The sequence below is a fragment of the Streptomyces fradiae ATCC 10745 = DSM 40063 genome (assembly GCF_008704425.1).
In the GTDB taxonomy this organism is placed as follows: domain Bacteria; phylum Actinomycetota; class Actinomycetes; order Streptomycetales; family Streptomycetaceae; genus Streptomyces; species Streptomyces fradiae.
This window is the reverse complement of sequence record NZ_CP023696.1, coordinates 3,381,922-3,404,665: the sequence shown is the minus strand read 5'-3', so window position 1 is coordinate 3,404,665 and position 22,744 is coordinate 3,381,922. Positions and strand designations below refer to the sequence as shown.

The window sequence follows — 22,744 nt, the reverse complement described above, 5'->3', positions numbered from 1 at the left end:
CACTACGGGGCTTTGCTCGAACCCGACCCCTCACACCCACAAAACCGCAGGTCAGAACGGTGAAAGGGCCACCTGAACGACAAGGCCCCCACGAGCGGGACGCTCATGGGGGCCTTGCAGGACGGCTCCACCACCCCGGCGGGGCGAGGACGTCTACTTCGTCACACCGGACCGCGGACGGCACCGGCGCCGCCCGCACCCGGCGCCCGGCACCGCGCCGCACCGGGCCTCGGCCCTCGGCGGCGGGACTCGCGTTCAGGCGCCCGGAGTCAGGTTTCGGCCTGTCAGCGGGCGGGCGGGTTCACGGTCCGCAAGGACGACGGCCGGCCGTCAGAACCTCTCCTTGCGGAACGCCTCGGCGGTACGCAGGAAGATGTCGTTCGCCTCGACCTCGCCGATCGTGACCCGGACCCCGTCGGGAGCGAACGGCCGCACGACGACGCCCGCCTCCTCGCACGCCGCGGTGAAGGCGCCCGACAGCTCGCCGAGCGGCAGCCACACGAAGTTCGCCTGCGTCACCGGCAGCTCCCAGCCCTGGGCGGCCAGCGCCTCGACCACCCGCGCGCGCTCGCTCACCAGCGAGCCGACACGGCCCAGCAGCTCGTCCTCGGAACGCAGGGAGGCCACCGCCGCGTCCTGCGCGACCTGGGTGACGCCGAACGGCACGGCCGTCTTGCGCAGCGCGGCGGCCACCGGCTCGTGGGCGATGGCGAAGCCCACCCGCATGCCCGCGAGGCCGTACGCCTTGGAGAAGGTCCGCAGCACGGCGACGTTCGGCCGGTCGCGGTAGAGCTCGATGCCGTCGGGCACCTCACTGTCCCGGATGAACTCGATGTACGCCTCGTCCAGGACGATCAGGACGTCCGACGGCACCCGGTCGAGGAAGCGCTCCAGCTCGGCCCGGTGCACCACGGTGCCGGTGGGGTTGTTGGGGTTGCAGACGAAGATCAGGCGCGTGCGCTCGGTGATCGCCTCCGCCATGGCGTCCAGGTCGTGGGTGCCGTCCTCGGTGAGGGGCACCATCACCGGCGTGGCACCCGCGATCTGCGTGACGATCGGGTACGCCTCGAAGGAACGCCAGGCGAACATCACCTCGTCGCCCGGCCCGGCCGTGGACTGCACCAGCGACTGGGCGATCCCCACCGAACCCGTGCCGGTCGCCACGTGCGTCACCGGCACGCCGAAGCGGTCGGCCAGCTCGTTCACCAGCTCCGTGCAGGCCAGGTCCGGGTAGCGGTTGAGGTTGGCCGCGGCGGCCAGCGCCTTCTCCATCACGCCCGGAAGCGGCGGGTACGGGTTCTCGTTGGAGGACAGCTTGTACGCAACGCGGCCTTCGGCGGCGGTGGCCGGCTTCCCCGGCTTGTAGGTGGGGATGTTGTCCAGCACGGCGCGCAGCTTGGGGCTTGTCTCGCTCACTGTGGTCCTCCTCGACCGTATGTCCCACGGATACTGCACACCTTATGAGGATTCCCCGCTCCTGCGAATGGCCGAATGACGCCAATGCGCGGCGGGAGAGCCGATGGGCGTCCGGGCCCGCCGCCCGGCACGGTGGGGCGCGCGCGACCCTGGCGCACGCGGGTGGCCCGCGCCCTGGCGCGCGTCCCCCGTGGGGGTGAGTTGGAGACGTCCCGTCCCGCCGCCCGACGGCCTGGACTATGCGCGTGGACAGCCTGCCGCCCACCGAAGAACCACCCGATGCCCTTGCGTTTCATCGCCGCCGAGGGCTTTGGACCATGCAGAAACGTGCCTGTCAACGCGAGGCCACGCGCCCATCGCGCTCCGTTGCCGTCCCCCTACTATCGGCTCGCCATGACAGCAGCAGGGAAGCACCAGGTGAGCCGGGCACAGACCCGGGGGAGCCGGCAGGGGCGCGCAGGCATCCGGGATGTGGCCGCCGCGGCCGGGGTCTCCATCACGACTGTCTCCGACGCGCTCAACGGCAAGGGCAGGCTCCCGGACGCCACCCGCCGCCACGTCCGCGAGGTCGCCGACCGGCTGGGCTACCGGCCCTCCGCGGCGGCCCGCACGCTCCGTACCGGCAAGTCGGGCCTCATCGGCCTGACCGTGACGACCTACGGGGATGAACCTTTCACCTTCACCGAGTTCGCCTACTTCGCCGAGATGGCCAGGGCGGCCACCTCCGCCGCGCTCGCCCGCGGCTACGCCCTCGTCATCCTGCCCGCCACCTCCCGCCGCAGCCCCGCCGACATCTGGTCGAACGTGGCCCTCGACGGCACGGTGGTCATCGACCCCTCCGACCACGACCCCGTCGTCGCCGAGCTGGTCCGCCAGGGTCTGCCCGTCGTCTCCGACGGCCGCCCCGCCGGATCGCTCCCGGTGACCGCCTGGGTCGACAACGACCACGAGGCGGCCGTCCTCGACCACCTCGCCGAAGCCGGCGCCCGCCGCATCGGCCTGCTCACCGGCACCAGCACCGACACGTACACCCGCCTCTCCACCACCGCCTACCTCAGCTGGTGCGAGCGCGTCGGCCAGGACCCGGTGTACGAGGCGTACCCGGCGCACGACCCGTGCGCGGGCGCCCTCGCCGCCGACCGGCTGATGGCCCGCCCCGACCGCCCGGACGCGGTGTACGGGCTGTTCGACCCGAACGGCACCGACCTGCTGGCCGCGGCGCGCCGGTACGGGCTGCGCGTCCCCGAGGACCTGCTGCTCGTCTGCTGCAGCGAGTCCACCGTGTACGCGACGACGGAGCCGCCGATCACCACGCTGTCACTCAAACCGCGCCGGATCGGCACCGCCGTCGTCCAGTTGCTCATCGACGCGATCGAGGGCGTCGAACAGGAGCGGCCGGTCCAGCAGGTGATACCGACAGAGCTGATCGTCAGGACGTCGTCGCAGCGCAGGCCGCCGCGCAGGACCGTGAGCCCTCCGCGCCAGCCACGCCAGGATTAGGACACCTACGGCCAGTCCTGGACAGAATGGGATAGAAACGCGCCACGGAGCGGCGGGTCCCCCGGCAGCATCCTGACGGGGGACCCGCCCTCCCCCTTCCAGACCTTCCCAAAAAGGGCGAAACATCAGGCGAACCGGGCGTGCTCGCCGATTCACCACCCCTGGTGCGTCACACAGCACATGCCTCATTCCTATGATGGGCGCACGACAGTGCGGGCCGCTCCGACCAGGCCGGTCCGCGCTGTGAGGGCGTCGCGACGGTGGTGGAGGGGTCGATGACTCAGGGGGCCGGTCAGGGACCCGTGGTGCGGACGGCGACGTTGCGCGACTTCCGCGTGCCTCCGTACGCCCAGGTGCCCGTACAGGGTCATACCGAACATCCGCGGCCCGAGCAGCCCCACCAGCCGGCGGCGCACCCGGCTCCGCCGCCCGCGCATCCGCAGTCCGACCCGCAGGCGCCCGAGCACCGCGTCCCCGCTCAGGCGCAACAGCCGTCGGCCCATCAGCACCTTCAGCCGCCGCACCCCGCGCAGCACCAGGTCCCGCACCCCCCGGCGCAGACCGCCCCGCCGCCGCATCCCGGCGACGTTGTCCCGGACGACGAGTATCCCGACGGGTACACGCCCACCGAGCGCGACCTGCCGGTGATCAACCGGGGTGACACCCTCCAGGTCAGCGTGGCACCGCCGCCCGCCCCGGCACCCGCCCCGTCCCCGCACGCCGGTCAGGGCCCCGGCCCGCTCTACGTCGTGGGCGACGTCCACGGCTACCTCGACGAACTGCTCGCCGCCCTGCACGAGCAGGGACTCGTCGACGGTGACGGCCACTGGGCCGCCGGCAACACCCGCCTGTGGTTCCTCGGCGACTTCACCGACCGCGGCCCGGACGGCATCGGCGTCATCGACCTCGTCATGCGGCTCTCCGCCGAGGCCGCGGCCGCGGGCGGCTACTGCAAGGCCCTGATGGGCAACCATGAGCTGCTGCTGCTCGGCGCGAAGCGGTTCGGCGACACGCCGGTGAACTCCGGCGCCGGCACGGCGACGTTCCAGGCCGCCTGGCTGCTCAACGGCGGTCAGAAGAGCGACATGGACCGTCTCCAGGACGTGCACCTCCAGTGGATGTCCCGCCTCGACGCGATCGTCGAGGAGGACGGCCACCTGCTCCTGCACTCCGACACGACGGCGTACCTCGAGTACGGCGGCACGATCGAGGACGTGAACGACACCGTCCACGAGATCCTCACCCGCAACGACGCCGACGAGTGCTGGGACCTGTTCCGCAAGTTCACCAAGCGGTTCGCGTTCCGTGACGAAGGCGGCGCCCACGCCGTGCGGGAACTGCTGGACGCCTACGGCGGCGAGCGCATCGTGCACGGCCACAGCCCCATCCCGTACCTGCTCGGCGAGGTCGGCACCGAGGACGCGGACGACGAGACCGGGCCCGTCGTCGAGGGGCCGCACGTCTACGCGGACGGCCTGGCCATCGCCATGGACGGCGGCGTCACCATGGCCGGCAAGCTCCTCGTGCAGCAGCTTCCGCTACCTCACTGAGCGCGACCGGAACACGCGAATTCCCGAAACCCACGGGACTGGTCCGCTTCCCCGCTCTACCATCGGCGTTCCCAAACTGCCGTTTCTCCGCGGGCTCCACGCCCCAGGGATATCGGGGGACGCACATGAACAGGGCTCCACACCTGCTGCCCGAGGACCGCGCCGACTTCGAGCGCCTCCTCGACGAAGCACTGCGCACCGCCGTCGGCCGCCCGGACCCGGCCACCGGCGGCCGGCGGCTCGACGCCGCTCAGCTCCGCGCCGCCGCCCTGAGCGCCGCGGAGCTGATCAACACGGCCGCTGCCGCCGAGTACGAGCACTTCGTGCGGGTCCGGTACGCCCACCGGAGCACCTCGGGCGTATCCGTGATGGCCTCCGTCCTCGCCCGTCCCGGCGAGGAAGCCGCACCGGGAGCCGGGTTCGCCGTCGTCGTCACCGTCCTCACACCGATCCTGGCCGGCCCTGCGGCACTGGTCCTTCTGCTCTTGGGACACACGCTCAAGATGCTCGACCCGCCGCCGGAGGTGGCCGGGCCGCTGGTCACGGCCGGCTGGGTCTTCGCCGCGGTCGCGGCCGCCGGTCTCCTGGTCGCCGCCGCGGGCCTGCTGGTCACCGCGGCGCGCAACCGCCCCGCCGCGACGGCCTCGCGGGAACCGGGCACCGGCCCTCCGGAGGAGTGGGCGCGGGCCCGCGAGGCATGGCACCGCGCCCTGCTGGAGTGCGGCATCGTGCCCTTCCTCCGCGAGGCCCTCACCGAACCGGCCGGCCCCCGCGCCGCATCCCGCGCCCCCGTCTCCGGACCTCCGCGCGCCCTTCCCCCGGCACGAGGCCGGGACTCCGCGGCCTCCGCCGCCGGCCCCGACCTGACGTGGCGGGGGCCGAGCACGCAATGAGCACCGCCCGCCCGGCCCGCCGTCGGCACACCGCCGCCCAGTCGGCTGGCGCCCGGCCCGCTGCCGCCCGGGCGCGACCGGGCGGCAGCGGTCGACGCGCCGTGGGCCGGCGGGCAGCGAACCGGCACACGACGGCCCGAGCGGCGGGCCGCGGAGCCCGTCGGGTCAGTCCGCGAGGGGCAGGTAGACGCGGTTGCCGCTCGCGGCGAACTCCTTCGACTTCTCCGCCATCCCGGCCTCGATCTCCTGCTCCAGATCGCCCCCGTGCTCCCGCCGGATGTCCTGCGAGATCTTCATCGAGCAGAACTTGGGACCGCACATGGAGCAGAAGTGCGCGGTCTTCGCCGGCTCGGCGGGCAGCGTCTCGTCGTGGAACTCCCGCGCCGTGTCCGGGTCGAGGGCCAGGTTGAACTGGTCCTCCCACCGGAACTCGAACCGGGCGTCGGACAGCGCGTCGTCCCACTCCTGCGCGCCGGGGTGCCCCTTGGCGAGGTCCGCCGCGTGAGCCGCGATCTTGTACGTGATGACGCCGGTCTTCACGTCGTCGCGGTTCGGCAGCCCCAGGTGCTCCTTGGGCGTGACGTAGCAGAGCATCGCGGTACCCCACCACGCGATCATCGCCGCGCCGATGCCGGACGTGATGTGGTCGTACGCCGGGGCCACATCGGTGGTGAGCGGACCGAGCGTGTAGAACGGCGCCTCCTCGCAGATCTCCTGCTGGAGGTCGATGTTCTCCTTGATCTTGTGCATCGGGACGTGCCCCGGGCCCTCGATCATCGTCTGGACGTGGTGCGCCTTGGCGATCCTGTTGAGCTCGCCGAGCGTGCGCAGCTCCGCGAACTGCGCCTCGTCGTTGGCGTCGGCGATCGAGCCGGGCCGCAGGCCGTCACCGAGCGAGAACGTCACGTCGTAGGCGGCGAGGATCTCGCAGAGCTCCTCGAAGTTCTCGTAGAGGAACGACTCCTTGTGGTGCGCCAGGCACCATGCGGCCATGATCGACCCACCGCGCGAGACGATGCCCGTCTTGCGCCGGGCCGTCAGCGGCACGTACCGCAGCAGCACACCGGCGTGGACGGTCATGTAGTCGACGCCCTGCTCGGCCTGCTCGATGACGGTGTCCTTGTAGATCTCCCAGGTCAGCTCCTCGGCCTTGCCGTCGACCTTCTCCAGCGCCTGGTAGAGCGGCACGGTCCCGATCGGCACGGGGGAGTTGCGCAGCACCCACTCACGCGTCGTGTGGATGTTGCGGCCCGTGGAGAGGTCCATGACCGTGTCGGCGCCCCAGCGGGTCGCCCAGGTCATCTTCTCCACCTCCTCCTCGATGGAGGAGGTGACAGCGGAGTTGCCGATGTTCGCGTTGACCTTCACCAGGAACCGCTTGCCGATGATCATCGGCTCAGTCTCCGGGTGGTTGACGTTGGCGGGCAGCACGGCCCGCCCCGCCGCGATCTCCTCGCGTACGACCTCCGGCGACACGTTCTCGCGGACCGCGACGAACTCCATCTCCGGTGTGATCTCGCCCCTGCGGGCATACGCGAGCTGCGTGACCGCCTGTCCGTCGCGGCCGCGTCGCGGCTGGCGCGGACGACCGGGGAAGACGGCGTCGAGATTGCGCAGCCCCCCGCGGGGAGCCGTGTGCTTGATGCCGTCGTCCTCCGGCCTGACGGGGCGGCCCGCGTACTCCTCGGTGTCGCCGCGCGCGACGATCCAGTTCTCCCGGAGCGCCGGAAGCCCACGGCGTACGTCGGTCTCGACCTGTGGATCGGTGTACGGGCCGGACGTGTCGTACAGAGTGACGTCCGTGCCGTTGGTGAGGTGCACCTTGCGGACCGGCACCCGGATGTCGGGGCGCGAGCCCTCGACGTATCCCTTGTGCCAGCCGATGGACTTCCCGCTCTCCTCGTTGCTGGAGGCAGGCGTGCGTGCGTCCTGAACGGTCATCCTGACCTACTCCCTACGCCGGCATTACCCGGTAACAGGTTCGGCGGTCGACGCAGCGGCTTCCGTCGGCGAGTGTTTCACGTGAAACATCGCAAGGACGGAGGTCAGCGCCCTCTCAGCCCGGTGCTCCGAGCTCCCGCGTGTGCAAAGGTGTGACCACGCTAGCGTCATTCCGGCCACGCTGAACAGGGGGCCTCTCTCGCTCTTGCGATGATCGGTCGGTGACTTCCTCGCATCAGCATCCGGACAACGGGTCGGACCACGGCTCCGAGCACCATCCGACCCCCGAAGCCCTCGCGCACGTCCACGCACATGCCCACGGACCGGCCGCGCCCGTCTCCCAGCATCTGCGCAAGGTCATCGCCGCAGTGCTGATCCCCTTCGCCACGGCGGTCGTCGTCGGCCTGGCCGTACTGTGGCCGGGTGGCGCGCCGGCACATGAACGCACCGGTGTCGGATTCGACCGGCAGACGGAGTCGGGCAGAGTCGTCAAGGTCGAGCGGGTCGACTGCAAGGACGTGAACGCCGCTCAGGTCCCGCCGACCGGCGACACGACGACCCCGCAGGGCAGGGAGGCCGTCAACGCCCAGCAGGGCGACTGCGAGCGCGCGACCATCGAGGTGACGAGCGGTGAGCACCAGGGCCGGCGGTTCACCGAGATCGTCCAGCCCGACGCGCCCCGCCAGCTGGAGGAGGGGCAGGGAGTCGTCGTGGCGTACGCGCCGGACGCCCCGGAGGACCTCCAGTACTCGGTGACGGACGTCGACCGGAAGTTCCCCCTGCTCCTGCTGGCGGTGATCTTCGCCTTGGCGGTGGTCGCGGTCGGCCGCATGCGCGGCGTGATGGCGCTGATCGCGCTCGCGACCAGCTTCGTCTTCCTGACCTTCTTCATCCTGCCGGCGATCCTCCAGGGGTCGAACCCGCTGATCGTGGCGGTGGTCGGCTCCAGCGCCATCATGCTCGTCGCGCTCTACCTGAGCCACGGGCTGAGTGCGCGCACCTCCGTGGCGGTGCTGGGCACCCTGATCTCGCTGCTCCTCATCGGCCTGCTCGGCTCGCTCTTCATCGGCTGGGCCCGGCTGAGCGGCAACACGGACGACTACACGGGCCTGATCCACGGGCTGTACCCGAACATCGACATGTCCGGCCTGCTTCTCGCCGGGGTCATCATCGGATCGCTCGGCGTGCTCGACGATGTGACGGTCACACAGACCTCGGCGGTCTGGGAGCTGCACCAGGCCGACCCGAAGATGGGGCCGCGGGCGCTGTACCGGGCGGGGATCCGCATCGGCCGGGACCACATCGCCTCGGTCGTGAACACCCTGGTGCTCGCGTACGCGGGTGCCGCGCTGCCGCTGCTGCTGCTCTTCTCGATCGCGCAGAGCAGCGTGGGAACGGTGGCCAACAGCGAACTGGTCGCGCAGGAGATCGTCCGTACGCTGGTCGGCTCGATCGGTCTGGTGGCGTCGGTGCCGGTGACCACGGGGCTGGCGGCGCTGGTGGTCTCGGCGGACCGGCCGTCCGGCGGCGCGGGCGCCGCCGGCGTCAAGAGCGACTCGGCTCCCGCGCGTACGGGGCGGGGTCGAAGGCGCAAGCGGTAGGGAAGGTCAGGGCGCCACGGGAGCGTCTGCGGCCGCTGGACGACTGCCCCGGCTCGGACGGACGGGCCCGGTTCCCTTGGGGGAGCCGGGCCGGGCCCGCGCACGTCCCAGGGCATCACCGCTACGCCTCAGCCGGCGTTCTCGTCAGCGAGGATGCGGCCGAGCACCTGCTCCAACCCCTCGTCGAAGTCACCGAGCGAGCACTCCTGGCCCAGCGGGATCAGCTTGTCCGTACGGTCGAGGAAGGCGACGAGAGGGGGCGCACTGGCGCGGAACAGCGCCTGGTCGGAGCCGACCCGCAGCCGGATGTGCACGTCGGACAACTCCTCGGCCTCGGTCGGCTCGATCCGCACATCGCCGTCCCCGGTGGCGCTGTTGATCCCGTCGACGAGCAGTTCCCGCCCGAAGGTCCAGGTCACCGGAGCGTCGCCGGGCAGATGGAACGTCATCCGGACCGCGAAGGGGTCCCTAGTCTCGTACCCGAGCTCGACCGGGATCCTGAAGGAGAGCTCCTCCGAGACGATGAAGCTCATCAGGACCTCGGCCTGAACCGACTCGCGCATCATGTACCCCGCTGTTGATGTATGTCTCGATGCAGTTCTGAAAGCAGTAGCCACGACAAAACTGGCCAGGATTGATCCCTCCTGGCCCTCTTGACGCAATAGTCCTGCACGCGCTAGCAGATCACAAGGAGTGAAATTTCAGATACTGATAGAGACGGCGAGTAACCGGAGGAGCTCCCTCATTTCGCCGCGCAGACGCTCCAGTTCCGGAGCGGCGCCCGCGTCCCGCATCAGGGGTAGGGAAATGGCCATGGTGCTCTCGACTTGCCGGTGCTCGGCCCGGTCACCGGGAGGGGGAGCGGCGGTCGTGGCAAGGTGGTCGGAGACGGCGACCAGCTCGATCTCACCGTCCCGGTAGACGGCGAAGCAGACAGGGGCCCCGATCACGTCCCGCCAGCGCGCCAGGGAATCCTCGATCTTGCTGCGACGATTCTGCAGCGACCCTGCCGCGGCCAGTCGCCGAGCTGCCTCCCCCAGCGTGAACAGCCCTTTGTCGCGGACCAGGTATCCCTCATGGGTCAGCGTGCGCAGCAGGTGGTAGGCGGTCGCGAGCGGCAGCCCGGTCTCCCGCGCGAGCTGCTTGGCGGGAGCCCCGTCCGCATGGGCGCCCACGGCCTCCAGCAGTCTGAGTGCCCGCTGCACGGAGCCGATCAGGGTCGGGGCGGTGGTAGTCGAAGCCATGACCGAAGGTCACCCCCAGGGCATGTGCCCACGAGCGATGTCACTGCCACCGCCGTACACCTCCGCGCGTCTCGGATCACACGGAATCACGCGGCATACAGTCGCAACAGTCGTACAAACCGCAGGTAAGGCGTTCAGTCAGCCCCTGAATGCAAGGGCCGCGGAAGCTCTGCCACTCTAATGGCAGAGTCCGTTCGGGGGTGGATTCCTCACAGGCTTTCCCTCGGCCGGCCTAATGGCCCGCCGGCCTCACCACCGGCCGTCTCCGGAGCCCCCCGACCCCTTGAACTTCCGTACGACGTACACGAGTCCGGCCACGAGTACGACGAATACGAGGACCTTGAACAGCAGTTTGACCACGAAGAAGACGGCGGACGCGATGAGGCCGCCGAAAACGACGACGGCGATCACGGGTATCGCCACCCACTTCACCCACCACGGCATCCCGGTGAGGAGCTCCTTTACCGCCATCGCCCTGCCTCTTCTCTCTGCGTCGCAACGGTGAACGCTACCGATGCTAGGGGCGTGGAGGCCGCGGACGGGGGCTCCGCATCCCTTGTCCTTCCCTGACCCGTCCCCTAGGGAAGGCCGGCGGGGTCAGCTCTCCGGAGGGGAGAACACGACCATGACCCGCAGGTCCTCGGTGATGTGGTGGAACCGGTGCGGCACCCCCGCCGGCACGTACACGACGCTGCCGCGCCCCACCTGGGTGGTCTCCGATCCGACCGTGATCGAGCCGCGGCCGCTGACGACGAAGTAGACCTCGTCCTCCTTGTGCGGCTTCTGCGGATCGAGCTGTCCCGCGTCGAGCGCGTAGAGCCCCACGGACATGGTGCGCTCCCGCAGGAACTGCAGGTAAGCGCCGTCGTTGGCGACGCGCTCCGCCTCGAGTTCGTCCAGCCGGAATGCCTTCATGCCCTCTTGCCCCCTGCCTCGGTCCGATCATGTCTGCAACGATCAGACACATGATGAATTTCGTAGTCAAGACGCTCGCGAACGCGGGAGCGCTGGCAGTGGCCATCTGGCTGCTGGGGGACATCACGCTCACCGGCGACAGCACCGGCGACAAGGCACTGACGCTCGTCCTCGTCGCCCTGGTCTTCGGCGTGGTCAACATCCTCGTCAAGCCGCTCGTACAGGTCCTCACACTGCCGCTGTTCATTCTCACACTGGGCCTGTTCACGCTGATCGTGAACGCCCTGATGCTGCTCCTCACCTCGTGGCTCGCCGACACGCTCGACCTGGGCTTCCACGTCGAGGGCTTCTGGACCGCCGTGCTGGGCGGCCTGATCATCTCGGTCGTCTCGTGGGCCCTGAACGTCGTGCTCCCCGACGGGCGCGACTGATGGAGGCGCTCCCCGACTGGGGCGACGGCACCCGCGCCGTACGCGCCGGCCTGCCCGAGCCCCGGAAGTACGAGCCGACACTGCCCGGCCCGGTCTTCGCCGCGCACTTCCACCTGCCCGGAGAGCCCACCGGCCCGTACACGTACGGACGCGACGAGAATCCGACATGGACGCTCCTGGAGCGGGCGGTCGGCGAGCTGGAGGCGCCAGGGGACGACGCGGTGGAGACCGTGGTCTTCGCCTCCGGTATGGCCGCGATCTCCGCGGTGCTGTTCTCGCAGCTCAAGGCGGGCGACGCCGTGGTGCTCCCGGCGGACGGCTACCAGGCGCTCCCACTCGTACGGGCCCAGCTGGAGGCGTACGGGATCGAGGTGCGGACCGCGCCTACCGGCGGCGATGCCCAGCTGGCGGTCCTGGACGGCGCCAGGCTGCTGTGGCTGGAGACTCCGTCCAACCCCGGCCTCGACGTGTGCGACATCAGGCGGATGGTCGCGGCGGCCCGCGGGGCCGGCGCCCTGGTCGCCGTCGACAACACGCTCGCCACACCGCTCGGGCAGCGGCCTCTCGCGCTCGGCGCCGACTTCTCGGTGGCCAGCGACACCAAGGGCATGACCGGACACGGCGACATCCTCCTCGGCCATGTCGCCTGCCGCGACCCGGGGCTGGCCGCCGGTGTACGACACTGGCGGAAGATCGTCGGCGCCATCCCCGGCCCCATGGAGGCATGGCTCGCTCACCGGTCGCTCGCGACGCTCCAGCTGCGGATCGACCGGCAGTGTGGCAACGCGCTGGCCCTCGCGCGGGCGCTGTCCGTGCGCGACGACGTCACGGGGCTGCGATACCCCGGGCTCCCGGACGACCCGTCGCACGAGACCGCCTCCGGGCAGATGCGCCGCTTCGGGTCGGTCGTGTCGTTCATCCTCGACGGCCGGGAGCACGCGGAGCGGTTCCTCGACGCTCTGCGCCTGGTGGACGACGCGACGAGCTTCGGCGGTGTGAGGTCCACGGCCGAGCGGCGCGGCCGGTGGGGCGGCGATGCCGTACCGCCGGGCTTCATCCGCTTCTCGGTGGGCGCGGAGGACCCGGACGACCTCGTCGCGGACGTGCTGCGCGCCCTGGACGCGGCCGGCGAGCGGCACTGACGATCGGCAGCCGACGGGCCCGTCCGTGGAGAACGGACGGTCCGAGCCTCCCCCCTCGTGGCTCGGACCGTCCCGCTTGTATGCCTTAGCCCGTTCTGAACCAGGCTAGTTGACTGTACGTCAGTGTCCAATCACGCTAGCGACAGCAACCTATCGACATATTTATAGTTGTACGGCCCCCGGGAGAGGAGGGGCCGTCCTGGAAGAGGAGGGGCATGGATCTGGGCCTGCTGCGGACCTTCGTCACGGTGCACCGCGCCGGCTCGTTCACTCGCGCCGCGGCCCTCCTCGGCCTCTCCCAGCCTGCGGTGACCAGCCAGATCCGTACGCTGGAGCGCCAGCTCGGCCGGCCGCTGTTCCTGCGGCAGGCCCGGGGCGTCACGCCCACCACGGTCGGCGACGAGCTCGCCCACCGGGCCGCCCCGCATCTGGACGCGCTGGCCGAGATCACCGAAACCGGGCTGAACGGGCGGATCGCGGGCCGCACCCTCCATCTCGCCGGGCCCCCGGAGATCCTGTCGCTCCGGGCGTTACCCGCGCTGTCGCCGCTCGTGGCCGACGGCCTCGCACTGCGGACCTCCCTGTTCACCGGGCCAGAGGAGACCCTCGACGGGTTGGCCGCCGGACGCCACGACCTGGTCCTGTCCACGGCGCGGCCGCGGGGCGGGCTGCTGGCGGCTACCCCGCTGTGCGACGAGGAGCATGTGCTGGTGGCGGCCCCCCACTGGGCCTCCCGCGCCGCGTCGGACCGGCTGGGCACGTCATGCTCAGGCCTGGACCGGCTGCCGGTAGTGGACGTCCACGAGTCGCTGCCGTTCGTGACCCGGTACTGGTCGTCCGTACTCGAGTCCAAGCCCGCCGCCTCCGCGACGGTCGTGGTCCCGGACCTGCGCGCCGTCCTGGAGTGCGCCGCCTCGGGTGCGGGCCTCGCCGTCCTCCCCCGCTACCTCTGCGAGGAAGCCCTGGCGTCGGGCCGCCTCGTCGAGCTTCTGGACCCGCCCGTGCCGCCCCTGCGGACCTACTTCCTCGTCGTGCGCGCAGGAGCGCTCGCCCTGACCCATGTCGCGCGGGCCCACGAAGCCCTGTTGCGCGCGGCGGTCGGCTGGTGACGGTCGGCGATCGTCATCCGCCGGGCGTTTCAAGCGGAACGCGACGGGCCATTTTCATGCCATGACCGAACGTCCAGTGGTCAAGCGCACGGCACGGGCCATCCTCCTCGACGGCGACGACCTGATCCTGATCAAGCGCACCAAGGCGGGGATGGACCCCTACTGGGTCACGCCCGGCGGCGGCGTCGAGCCGAGCGACGCGACCGTGGTGGACGCCCTGCACCGGGAGGTTCACGAAGAACTCGGGGCGAAGATCGAGGATGTGGTGCCCTGCTTCGTCGACACCGTCGAGCACATCGAGGACGGCGGCGTCTCCGGCGTGAAGGTGCAGCACTTCTTCGTCTGCCGCCTGGAGTCCATGGACCCGAGCCGGCGGCACGGCCCCGAGGTGGAGGAGCCGATCGGCGAGTACGAGATCGTCCGCGTGCCGTTCAGCCGCGTCGGCATCGCCGCCGTGCACCTCGTCCCCCTGTCGCTGCGCCACTACCTGGACGGCAACATCGAGGGCGTACGCGCGATGCACGCCCCCGACCTGGGCTGAACGGGGCCTCGCTTACGTCACCGAGACGGAGTGGGCGCACACGCGGCCGAGGACGCCGGCAACCGACCAGCCGGCCTCGCCGCCGAGACGTGTTTCACGTGAAACCGCCGCCGGTTCCGCTCGCCTTACCGGCCCCGATCAGGCGGGTAGGGTCCACCTCATGAGTGATCTTGCGATCAGGCGTGCGACGACCAGCGATGTACCCGCCATCGTGGCCCTGCTCGCCGACGACCCGCTCGGCGCCCAGCGGGAGTCGCCCGACGACCTCGCCCCCTACCTCTCCGCCTTCGAGCGAGTGGTTGCCGACCCCCACCAGCATCTGGTGGTCGCGGTCCGCGAGGGCAAGGTCGTCGGCACGCTCCATCTCACCGTCATACCGGGCCTATCCCGAAGGGGCGCCACCCGCTCGCTCATCGAGGCGGTACGGGTGCACGCCGACGCCCGGGGGACCGGGCTGGGGACGGTCCTTGTCGAGTGGGCCATCGAGGAGTCGCGCCGCCAGAACTGCGCGCTCGTCCAGCTCACCTCGGACGTGAGCCGTACGGATGCCCACCGCTTCTACGAGCGCCTGGGCTTCACCGCCTCGCACCTCGGGTTCAAGCTGGCGCTATGAGCCTGTTTCACGTGAAACCTCAGGGCATACCCCGCCATCCTCCCTCGTCGACCCCGCCCGGGACGGCATCACCTGGCTCGTACGGCTCGCGTGTGAAGACGAACGAGCCGAGGTCGAGGTGGCTCACCGACCCGTCCCGGCGGCGCACCACACGCAGCACCTCGCCGTCGTAGTAGCCGTCGAGACCGGTCCAGGTACCGTCCGGACGCGGCCGGAACCGTGAGCCACGCCCGGCACCGCGGAGCGGCTGCAGCTCCACTTCCCCGTCCGCGCGTACCTTCAGCCCATACGCGTAGGTGCCCCAGTACCACGGTCCGGTGAGGGCCAGCAGATCCGGATCCACCTGGGGCAGGGGCCGCCAGGGTTCGGGAAGGCGAGGCTCCGCCTCGGCGACGATCCGTACGAGGTCCGCGGCGAGCGCACCCGGCTGCGGCCCGGAGGTGGCGTTGGCCAGGACCACTGCGGCGACATCATCGTCCACGCTGGTCCACAGGCCGGCGACGAAGCCGGGCAGGGAACCGGAGTGGCCGACGAGCGTCCGGCCCTCCCGCCGGGCCAGCTGCACGCCGAGCCCGTAGCCGCCGTCCCCATCCCCCGCGAGGGGTGGCGCCGCGGGCGTCCGCATCTCCCGCACCGACTCACGGGACAGCACCCGTTCGTCCCCCTCCGCGAGGAAGGTGGCGAAGCGGCAGAGGTCGGTGGCCGTCGACCACAACTGACCCGCGGGCGCCATCAGGCCCAGGTCCTCGGCCGGCTCCGGCAGCAGCACGTCAGCCCAGGGGTGCACCGCCCAGCCCGTCGCGTACGGCGCCACGGGGAGCGATGTGGTCCGGGCCATGCCCAGAGGTTCGAGGATCTCCGCGTGCAGTGACTCCTCCCAGGAGGTTCCGCGCAGCGCGGAGACCAGCGAGCCGAGCAGGGTGTAGCCGGTGTTGGAGTAGTGGTGGCGGCGTCCCGGCGGGTGCGCGAGCGGCCGCTCGCCGAGTACGGAGGCGAGGTCGGGGCGCGTCTCGCCGGGTGTCCGCTCCCACCAGGGACTCGGCGTCTCGGCCGCGAGGCCGCCGCTGTGAGACAGCAGTTGGGCCGCGGTCACGTCGCCCACCCCGGTGCCGGGCAGGTACCTCTCCAACGGGGCGTCCAGATCGAGCAGCCCCTCATCCCTCAGCCGCATCACCAGGACGGCGGTGAAGGTCTTCGTGATCGAACCCACCCGGTACTGGGTGTCGGCCGGTGAGGCGACATCGCCTCGCGAAGCGGTCCAGACGAGCTGGCCGCTCCGGGCCACCGCCCCGACGAGGGAGGGCGTCCGGCCCTCGGACTGGGCCACGGCGATCCGGTGCAGCAACGCGCGCTCCGTGGAGGGCAGGAGCGGTACGGAGGATGAGGTCATGGGCCAGGTGTACCGCACAGGGCGGAACCTCATGGCCTGCGGGGGGGCGTCCTCCCGGATGACCGTGGCCGACACCTCGCCGACTCATGAGGGCCTCCTGGACGAAAGGCTCCACCGCCTCGGTGCGTGGGCCCGTGGGCGCCGCTCCGCGAAGGTCACCGAATGGCTGGCGAAGGACCAGACGACCTCCGTCCGCGCCACGGTGGTCAGCCTGTGCGAGCGCGGTCTGGTCATCGAGGAACGGCACCGCGCACTCGGGCTCTTCCCGGTGCGCCGCTACCCGGAGGCCGACGGCACCGTGGAGCGTGAGCTGCGCGACCGGCTGGAGCGGGTCGTCCTGCACGGCACCCGCCCCGACGACCGCACGTCATCGCTGATCGCGTTGTTGCACGGCGCCAGACTGCACGGCACCGCCTTCCCCGGCGTGCCCCGCAGGGAGATCGAACCCAGGATGGCCGCCATCGCGGAGGGGCAGTGGGCGGCCGACGGCGTTCGCCGGGCCATCCGCGAGATGCAGGCGACGATGGCCGCCGTGACGGCGGCCACCATCGCGTCCTGCACCTGACGCCACGTTCCGAGTCGGGTGGGCATGCCCTTCTCCCTGTCCGGCCCCGGCGACCTCGTAGGAAGGCGATCGAACGAAGCCGCCGCTTCCGCAGGCTCGAAGCCTCCGGGCCGAGGGCTCAGCCGTTGTGCGCCGGGGTCCGACCCCGTAGGTCCAGCACGTGACGGCCGATCAGGTCTGGGCCATGTCGACGAAGCGGGAGTAGTGGCCCTGGAAGGCGACGGTGATGGTCGCTGTGGGGCCGTTTCGGTGCTTGGCCACGATCAGGTCGGCTTCGCCGGCGCGCGGGGACTCCTTCTCGTAGGCGTCCTCCCGGTGCAGCAGGATCACCATGTCGGCGTCCTGCTCGATGGAGCCGGACTCTCGCAGGTCGGAGACCATGGGCTTCTTGTCCGTGCGCTGCTCGGGACCTCGGTTGAGCTGCGACAGCGCGATGACCGGGACCTCCAGCTCCTTGGCGAGAAGCTTGAGGTTACGGGACATGTCCGAGACCTCCTGCTGGCGGCTCTCGGCGCGACGGGAGCCGCCGGACTGCATGAGCTGGAGGTAGTCGATGACCACGAGCTTGAGGTTGTTGCGCTGCTTCAGCCGACGGCACTTCGCGCGGATCTCCATCATCGACAGGTTCGGAGAGTCGTCGATGTAGAGCGGGGCCTGCGAGACGTCGGGCATGCGCCGAGCCAGTCTCGTCCAGTCCTCGTCGGTCATCGTGCCGGAGCGCATGTGGTGCAGCGCCACCCGTGCCTCGGCGGAGAGCAGGCGCATCGCGATCTCGTTGCGGCCCATCTCGAGGGAGAAGATCACGCTTGGCAGGTTGTGCTTGATCGAGCAGGCGCGGGCGAAGTCCAGTGCCAGGGTGGACTTGCCCATGGCGGGACGGGCCGCGATGACGATCATCTGACCGGGGTGGAGGCCATTGGTCAGCGCGTCGAAGTCGGTGAACCCGGTCGGTACACCCGTCATCTCGCCGCTGCGGGAACCGATCGCCTCGATCTCGTCGAGGGCGCCCTCCATGATGTCGCCGAGGGGCAGGTAGTCCTCGCTGGTGCGCTGCTCCGTGACGGCGTAGATCTCGGCCTGGGCCTGGTTGACGATCTCGTCGACGTCCCCGTCCGCCGCGTATCCCATCTGCGTGATCTTGGTGCCGGCCTCCACGAGCCGGCGCAGCACCGCACGCTCGTGGACGATCTCCGCGTAGTACGAGGCGTTGGCCGCGGTCGGCACGGACTGCACCAGTGTGTGGAGGTACGACGCACCGCCCACCCGGTGGATCTCGCCGCGCTTGGTGAGTTCCGCGCCCACGGTGATGGGGTCGGCCGGCTCGCCCTTGGCGTACAGGTCGAGGATCGCCTGGTAGATCGTCTCGTGGGCCGGACGGTAGAAGTCGTGGCCTTTGATGATCTCCACGACGTCCGCGATGGCGTCCTTGGAGAGGAGCATGCCGCCGAGGACGGACTGCTCGGCGTCGAGGTCCTGCGGCGGGACCCGTTCGAAGCCACCGGCACCGCTGTCCCAGGGGCCGCTCTCGGCACCGCGCTCGTGCTGGTCGTCGCGGCCCCGGCCGCGGGCGCGACCACCCACGGGTGCTTCGGCGCCGCGCCGCGAGACGGGCAGTCGGTCGCTCGGGCCGCTGTCGGTCCAGGGGTCGTCCAATGGCTCCGGAATGGTCACCGGCCCACCTCCTCCCGTCCGCACCGCGGACCTTGCCGTGTCACTCTTTCTACGTCACGGCGCTGACAAGTAAGAGGCACCCACTCCGCCTCGCGGCACGTCGGGTGCCGGACAACGTTAGGCCCCGCGGCACCGTCAGCCAATCTGGTTATCCACAGGGCCTGTGGGTGAACGCCACGATGCTGTGGACAACCGCCCTGATCCTGTGCACGGACCGGGGGACAGCTGTGTGGACAAACTCATAGCCCGCCCCATGCACCTGCCCTGAGCTGCAGTTTCTCCGTCCACGGGCTGTGGGGGAGAAAAAGTTCGCCGCCCGCTCCGGGTTCCGCGCAAACAGCCCAGGGAGCCGCCGCCACAGGGCTTCACAGTAAGGACCACAGACTCATTGCATCTCTTACCTGTGGACGATTACATTGAGCGTCATGACCCAGGCTTCGCCGACGCCCGACACCACCCGCCGTTCACACGACCGCGAGATCCTCGCACTGGCCGTCCCCGCCTTCGGGGCGCTCGTCGCCGAGCCCCTCTTCGTGCTCGTCGACAGTGCGGTCATCGGCCATCTGGGTACCGCTCAGCTGGCAGGACTCGGCGTCGCCGCGGCGCTGCTGTCCACCGCCGTCAGCGTCTTCGTCTTCCTCGCCTACGCCACGACGGCGGCCGTCGCCCGGAGGGTCGGCGCCGGCGACCTCCCGGCCGCCATCCGCCAGGGCATGGACGGCGTCTGGCTCGCGCTCCTCCTCGGCACGGCGGTCATCGCCGTCGCCCTCCCCTCCGCCCCCTGGGTCGTGGAAGCGTTCGGAGCCTCCGGCACCGCCGCCCCGCACGCCGTCACCTATCTGCGGATCTCCAGCCTGGGCATCCCGGCGATGCTCGTCGTGCTCGCCGCCACCGGAGTCCTGCGGGGCCTCCAGAACACCAGGACCCCCCTGTACGTGGCGGTGGCCGGGTTCACCGCCAACGCCGCCCTCAACGTCGTACTCGTCTACGGCGTCGGGCTGGGGATCGCCGGCTCCGCCTGGGGGACCGTGATCGCCCAGTGCGGCATGGCCCTCGCCTACCTGACCGTGGTCGTCCGGGGGGCCCGGCGCCACGGCGCCTCGCTCCGCCCCGACAGCGCGGGGATCCGGGCCAGCGCCCGGGCCGGGACCCCGCTCCTCATCCGTACGCTCTCCCTCCGTGCCGTACTGATGATCGCGACGGCCATCGCCGCACGGCTCGGTGACACCTCAGTGGCCGCGCACCAGATCATCCTGTCGCTCTGGAGCCTGATGGCTTTCGCGCTCGACGCGATCGCCATCGCGGGGCAGGCCATCATCGGCCGCTACCTCGGCGCGGGCGACACGGAGGGGGCACGCGCGGTCTGCCGCCGGATGGTGCAGTGGGGCATCGCCTCGGGGATCGTTCTCGGAGCCCTGGTCGTCATCGCCCGCCCGCTCTTCATCCCGCTCTTCACCAGTGACGACGCCGTGATGGACACCCTGCTGCCCGCCTTGCTGGTCGTCGCGCTCTCCCAGCCGGTCGCCGGGGTGGTCTTCGTCCTCGACGGCGTACTGATGGGCGCGGGAGACGGGCCCTACCTCGCCGGGGCCATGGTGGTCACCCTGGCGGTCTTCGCTCCGGTCGCCCTGCTGGTTCCCGCCTTCGGTGGCGGACTCACCGCGCTCTGGTGGGCCATGCTCCTCATGATGACCACACGGATGGCGACGCTCTGGCTGCGTATGCGCTCTGGTCGCTGGCTCGTCATCGGCGCCACCCGCTGACCCGGCACGGGTCGCCTGGTGTTTCACGTGAAACACCACCGGGGGGGGGGAGGCCGCTGCGCACCCTGTTTCACGTGAAACACGACGAAGGGCCGCACCCTATGGGTGCGGCCCTTCAGCAGTCAGTTCTGCGAGAGCGGGACTCAGGCAGCGACGACCTCGACGCCGAGCTTCGCGGCGACCTCGGGGTGCAGACGCACGGACACCTGGTGCGAGCCCAGGGTCTTGATCGGCGAACCGAGCTCGACACGGCGCTTGTCGACCTCCGGGCCACCGGCGGACTTGATCGCCGAGGCGATGTCAGCCGGGGTGACGGAGCCGAACAGGCGGCCGGCGTCGCCGGAGCGAACGGCCAGACGCACCTTGACGGACTCGAGCTGGGCCTTGATCTGGTTGGCCTGCTCGATCGTCGCGATCTCGTGGATCTTGCGGGCGCGGCGGATCTGCGCCACGTCCTTCTCGCCACCCTTGGTCCAGCGGATCGCGAAACCGCGCGGGACCAGGTAGTTGCGAGCGTAGCCGTCCTTGACGTCGACGACGTCGCCGGCCGCACCGAGGCCGGAGACCTCGTGGGTAAGGATGATCTTCATCAGTAGGTCACCCTTCCTTATCGCGCGGTGGACGTGTAGGGCAGCAGCGCCATCTCACGGCTGTTCTTGACGGCCGTGGCGACGTCACGCTGGTGCTGCGTGCAGTTGCCGGTCACGCGACGGGCACGGATCTTGCCGCGGTCGGAGATGAACTTCCGCAGCATGTTCGTGTCCTTGTAGTCCACGTACGCGGTCTTGTCCTTGCAGAACGCGCAGACCTTCTTCTTAGGCTTGCGCACAGGCGGCTTCGCCATGGTGTTTCTCCTGTGTGATCAAGAAGTGGGGTACGAGCCCGGCCCTAGAAGGGGGGCTCGTCCGAGTAGCCGCCGCCGGAGCTGCCGCCCCAGCCGCCCTGGCCGCCCTGCTGGCCGCCGGCCGGCGCGCCGCCGGCCCAGGGGTCGTCGGCGGGAGCGCCGCCGCCACCCTGCTGGCCGCCCGGGGCACCGCCCCAGCCGCCCTGACCGCCCTGGCCGCCCTGCTGGCCGCCGCCGTAGCCTCCCTGACCGCCGCGGCCGGTGGTCTTGGTGACCTTGGCCGTGGCGTTCTTGAGGCTCGGACCGACTTCCTCGACGTCCAGCTCGAAGACCGTGCGCTTGACGCCCTCGCGGTCCTCGTAGGACCGCTGCTTCAGCCGGCCCTGCACGACGACGCGCATGCCCCGCTGGAGCGACTCGGCGACGTTCTCCGCCGCCTGGCGCCAGACCGAGCAGGTCAGGAAGAGGCTCTCGCCGTCCTTCCACTCATTGGTCTGGCGATCGAAGGTGCGGGGGGTGGACGCGACACGGAACTTCGCGACCGCCGCACCGGAAGGGGTGAAGCGCAGCTCGGGGTCGTCGACAAGATTGCCGACGACCGTGATGACGGTCTCGCCTGCCATGGGGAACCTCTCGGCGGGTTTGCTTCTGGCTGCTTGCTGCTGCTACTCGGACCCGATGACCAGTGAGCGGGAAGCTCAGTGGGTCTCGGGGCGGAGGACCTTGGTCCGGAGGACCGACTCGTTCAGGTTCATCTGGCGGTCGAGCTCCTTGACGACCGCAGGCTCGGCCTGCAGGTCGATGACCGAGTAGATGCCCTCGGGCTTCTTCTTGATCTCGTAAGCGAGACGACGACGGCCCCAGGTGTCGACCTTCTCGACCTTTCCGTTGCCCTCACGGACGACGGAGAGGAAGTTCTCGATCAGCGGGGAGACAGCGCGCTCCTCGAGATCGGGGTCGAGGATGACCATCACCTCGTAGTGACGCATGTGGAACCCACCTCCTTTGGACTCAGCGGCCACGGTCGTTCCGTGGCAGGAGGGTCGTGATGCGTGCGCAACGGTAGCCGTGCCCACTGACAACGGCCGCGGAGGACGGGCCAGGGACTGGCGCGTATCCGGGCATGGACAGACACCGGTGCAGACCGTACAGAGTACCCGCACAGCGGCTTCCGGTTGAAATCCGGTGGTCAGCGGACGCAATCTGTACACATCGGGTGCGGGTGGCGCTACCGTGCGCCGCCCTCCGGCAAGCCAGGAGGTGCCTCATGGCTCAGGCATTCCAGCGTCACCCACGTCACCACCGACACCCCTCCTCCCTGTTCGCGACGGACGGCAAGCCCCATCCGCTCCAGGACACCCTGATGGCCGTGACCCTGGCCCTGGGCGTGCTCTCCTTCGTCACCGCCCAGTTCCACAGCCTCCATCTGGTCGCCTCGTGGTCCGGCCTGATCGGCGTCATCACCGGCGCGTACGGCCAGTTCATCTCGGAGACGACCCGTGAGCGCACCTTCCTGATCATCGGATTGGGCGCCTCCGCCGTCGGCTTCTTCCTCGGTATGGCCCGCGGCGGCCTGTTCGGGGGAGTGATCGGCTAGCCCGTCCCGGCGTAGGCC

General features: G+C 70.4%; 23 protein-coding genes and 1 pseudogene. 12 read left to right on the top strand and 12 right to left on the bottom strand.

All coding sequences use genetic code 11. The annotated features are described in order from the left end of the window. Positions 1-330: 330 nt before the first annotated feature. Positions 331-1,416 (bottom strand): histidinol-phosphate transaminase, encoded by a 1,086-nt coding sequence (gene hisC / locus CP974_RS15075; protein ID WP_031128009.1) that lies wholly within the window; start codon positions 1,414-1,416, stop codon positions 331-333. A 393-nt stretch (positions 1,417-1,809) separates the two neighbouring features. On the opposite strand from hisC, the gene CP974_RS15070 reads away from it, so the two are divergent. The 3 genes from CP974_RS15070 (at position 1,810) to CP974_RS15060 (ending at position 5,359) form a co-directional block, all read left to right on the top strand. Further along, positions 1,810-2,916 carry a LacI family DNA-binding transcriptional regulator gene (locus tag CP974_RS15070; protein WP_150485812.1) on the top strand — a complete coding sequence of 369 codons (1,107 nt, stop codon included), beginning with the start codon at positions 1,810-1,812 and terminating at the stop codon, positions 2,914-2,916. Positions 2,917-3,191: 275 nt separating this feature from the next. Beyond that, a complete protein-coding gene (locus CP974_RS15065) occupies positions 3,192-4,466 on the top strand; it encodes a metallophosphoesterase (protein ID WP_031128011.1) in 1,275 nt (424 codons plus the stop codon). Positions 4,467-4,591: 125 nt separating this feature from the next. Then, a complete protein-coding gene (locus tag CP974_RS15060) occupies positions 4,592-5,359 on the top strand; it encodes a hypothetical protein (protein ID WP_085921233.1) in 768 nt (255 codons plus the stop codon). A 165-nt stretch (positions 5,360-5,524) separates the two neighbouring features. Here CP974_RS15060 and thiC read toward each other — a convergent pair whose 3' ends face one another. Then, positions 5,525-7,300 (bottom strand): phosphomethylpyrimidine synthase ThiC, encoded by a 1,776-nt coding sequence (gene thiC, locus CP974_RS15055; RefSeq protein WP_031128013.1) that lies wholly within the window; start codon positions 7,298-7,300, stop codon positions 5,525-5,527. 221 nt (positions 7,301-7,521) lie between these two features. Between thiC and CP974_RS15050 the strand changes: the two genes are divergently transcribed. Then, positions 7,522-8,901 (top strand): YibE/F family protein, encoded by a 1,380-nt coding sequence (locus CP974_RS15050; protein ID WP_078915266.1) that lies wholly within the window; start codon positions 7,522-7,524, stop codon positions 8,899-8,901. A gap of 128 nt (positions 8,902-9,029) precedes the next feature. On the opposite strand, the gene CP974_RS15045 is transcribed toward CP974_RS15050, so the two are convergent. The 4 genes and pseudogenes from CP974_RS15045 to CP974_RS15030 all read right to left on the bottom strand — a co-directional run bounded on the left by CP974_RS15045 (position 9,030) and on the right by CP974_RS15030 (position 11,060). Next, positions 9,030-9,464 carry an SsgA family sporulation/cell division regulator gene (locus CP974_RS15045; RefSeq protein ID WP_031128015.1) on the bottom strand — a complete coding sequence of 145 codons (435 nt, stop codon included), beginning with the start codon at positions 9,462-9,464 and terminating at the stop codon, positions 9,030-9,032. Between the two features lie 318 nt (positions 9,465-9,782). Further along, positions 9,783-10,145 (bottom strand): annotated as a pseudogene (locus CP974_RS15040) (helix-turn-helix domain-containing protein); the annotation flags it as partial. A 249-nt stretch (positions 10,146-10,394) separates the two neighbouring features. Then, the gene (locus tag CP974_RS15035; RefSeq protein WP_031128017.1) at positions 10,395-10,616 is read right to left on the bottom strand and encodes a DUF5326 family protein; all 222 of its coding nucleotides are present in this window, start codon (positions 10,614-10,616) and stop codon (positions 10,395-10,397) included. A gap of 126 nt (positions 10,617-10,742) precedes the next feature. Next, positions 10,743-11,060 (bottom strand): cupin domain-containing protein, encoded by a 318-nt coding sequence (locus tag CP974_RS15030; protein WP_031128018.1) that lies wholly within the window; start codon positions 11,058-11,060, stop codon positions 10,743-10,745. A gap of 50 nt (positions 11,061-11,110) precedes the next feature. On the opposite strand from CP974_RS15030, the gene CP974_RS15025 reads away from it, so the two are divergent. The 5 genes from CP974_RS15025 to CP974_RS15005 all read left to right on the top strand — a co-directional run bounded on the left by CP974_RS15025 (position 11,111) and on the right by CP974_RS15005 (position 14,896). Further along, complete coding sequence (locus tag CP974_RS15025) at positions 11,111-11,491, top strand: phage holin family protein (RefSeq protein ID WP_031128019.1); 381 nt, start codon at positions 11,111-11,113, stop codon at positions 11,489-11,491. Further along, positions 11,491-12,633: a cystathionine gamma-lyase gene (locus CP974_RS15020; RefSeq protein WP_031128020.1), complete on the top strand. Its 1,143-nt coding sequence runs from the start codon at positions 11,491-11,493 to the stop codon at positions 12,631-12,633. The genes CP974_RS15025 and CP974_RS15020 overlap by 1 nt, the downstream gene beginning before the upstream one ends. Before the next feature lie 215 nt (positions 12,634-12,848). After that, positions 12,849-13,742 (top strand): LysR family transcriptional regulator, encoded by an 894-nt coding sequence (locus CP974_RS15015; RefSeq protein WP_031128021.1) that lies wholly within the window; start codon positions 12,849-12,851, stop codon positions 13,740-13,742. 61 nt (positions 13,743-13,803) lie between these two features. After that, the gene (locus CP974_RS15010; protein WP_031128022.1) at positions 13,804-14,283 is read left to right on the top strand and encodes an NUDIX domain-containing protein; all 480 of its coding nucleotides are present in this window, start codon (positions 13,804-13,806) and stop codon (positions 14,281-14,283) included. 160 nt (positions 14,284-14,443) lie between these two features. Then, the gene (locus tag CP974_RS15005) at positions 14,444-14,896 is read left to right on the top strand and encodes a GNAT family N-acetyltransferase (RefSeq protein ID WP_031128023.1); all 453 of its coding nucleotides are present in this window, start codon (positions 14,444-14,446) and stop codon (positions 14,894-14,896) included. 19 nt (positions 14,897-14,915) lie between these two features. Here CP974_RS15005 and CP974_RS15000 read toward each other — a convergent pair whose 3' ends face one another. Beyond that, positions 14,916-16,286 carry a serine hydrolase domain-containing protein gene (locus CP974_RS15000; protein WP_031128024.1) on the bottom strand — a complete coding sequence of 457 codons (1,371 nt, stop codon included), beginning with the start codon at positions 16,284-16,286 and terminating at the stop codon, positions 14,916-14,918. On the opposite strand from CP974_RS15000, the gene CP974_RS14995 reads away from it, so the two are divergent. Next, positions 16,285-16,851 carry a GOLPH3/VPS74 family protein gene (locus tag CP974_RS14995; RefSeq protein ID WP_078915267.1) on the top strand — a complete coding sequence of 189 codons (567 nt, stop codon included), beginning with the start codon at positions 16,285-16,287 and terminating at the stop codon, positions 16,849-16,851. The two genes, CP974_RS15000 and CP974_RS14995, sit on opposite strands and share 2 nt — an antisense overlap. Positions 16,852-17,022: 171 nt before the next feature. Here CP974_RS14995 and dnaB read toward each other — a convergent pair whose 3' ends face one another. Beyond that, a complete protein-coding gene (dnaB, locus tag CP974_RS14990) occupies positions 17,023-18,504 on the bottom strand; it encodes a replicative DNA helicase (RefSeq protein WP_037936197.1) in 1,482 nt (493 codons plus the stop codon). 443 nt (positions 18,505-18,947) lie between these two features. Here dnaB and CP974_RS14985 point away from each other — a divergent pair, with 443 nt between their 5' ends. Continuing rightward, on the top strand, positions 18,948-20,285 hold the full coding sequence (locus tag CP974_RS14985) for an MATE family efflux transporter (RefSeq protein WP_031128028.1): 1,338 nt from the start codon (positions 18,948-18,950) through the stop codon (positions 20,283-20,285). A gap of 143 nt (positions 20,286-20,428) precedes the next feature. On the opposite strand, the gene rplI is transcribed toward CP974_RS14985, so the two are convergent. The 4 genes from rplI to rpsF form a co-directional block, all read right to left on the bottom strand. Further along, complete coding sequence (gene rplI, locus CP974_RS14980) at positions 20,429-20,875, bottom strand: 50S ribosomal protein L9 (protein WP_031128029.1); 447 nt, start codon at positions 20,873-20,875, stop codon at positions 20,429-20,431. A gap of 17 nt (positions 20,876-20,892) precedes the next feature. Next, complete coding sequence (gene rpsR, locus CP974_RS14975) at positions 20,893-21,129, bottom strand: 30S ribosomal protein S18 (RefSeq protein WP_005315025.1); 237 nt, start codon at positions 21,127-21,129, stop codon at positions 20,893-20,895. 44 nt (positions 21,130-21,173) lie between these two features. Next, positions 21,174-21,752, bottom strand: a complete 579-nt coding sequence (locus CP974_RS14970; RefSeq protein ID WP_031128030.1) for a single-stranded DNA-binding protein — start codon at positions 21,750-21,752, stop codon at positions 21,174-21,176. Between the two features lie 75 nt (positions 21,753-21,827). Further along, entirely contained in the window at positions 21,828-22,118 is a 291-nt protein-coding gene (rpsF, locus tag CP974_RS14965) for a 30S ribosomal protein S6 (protein ID WP_004950685.1), read from the bottom strand. Positions 22,119-22,396: 278 nt separating this feature from the next. On the opposite strand from rpsF, the gene CP974_RS14960 reads away from it, so the two are divergent. Next, positions 22,397-22,726: a hypothetical protein gene (locus CP974_RS14960; protein ID WP_031128031.1), complete on the top strand. Its 330-nt coding sequence runs from the start codon at positions 22,397-22,399 to the stop codon at positions 22,724-22,726. Positions 22,727-22,744: the final 18 nt, after the last annotated feature.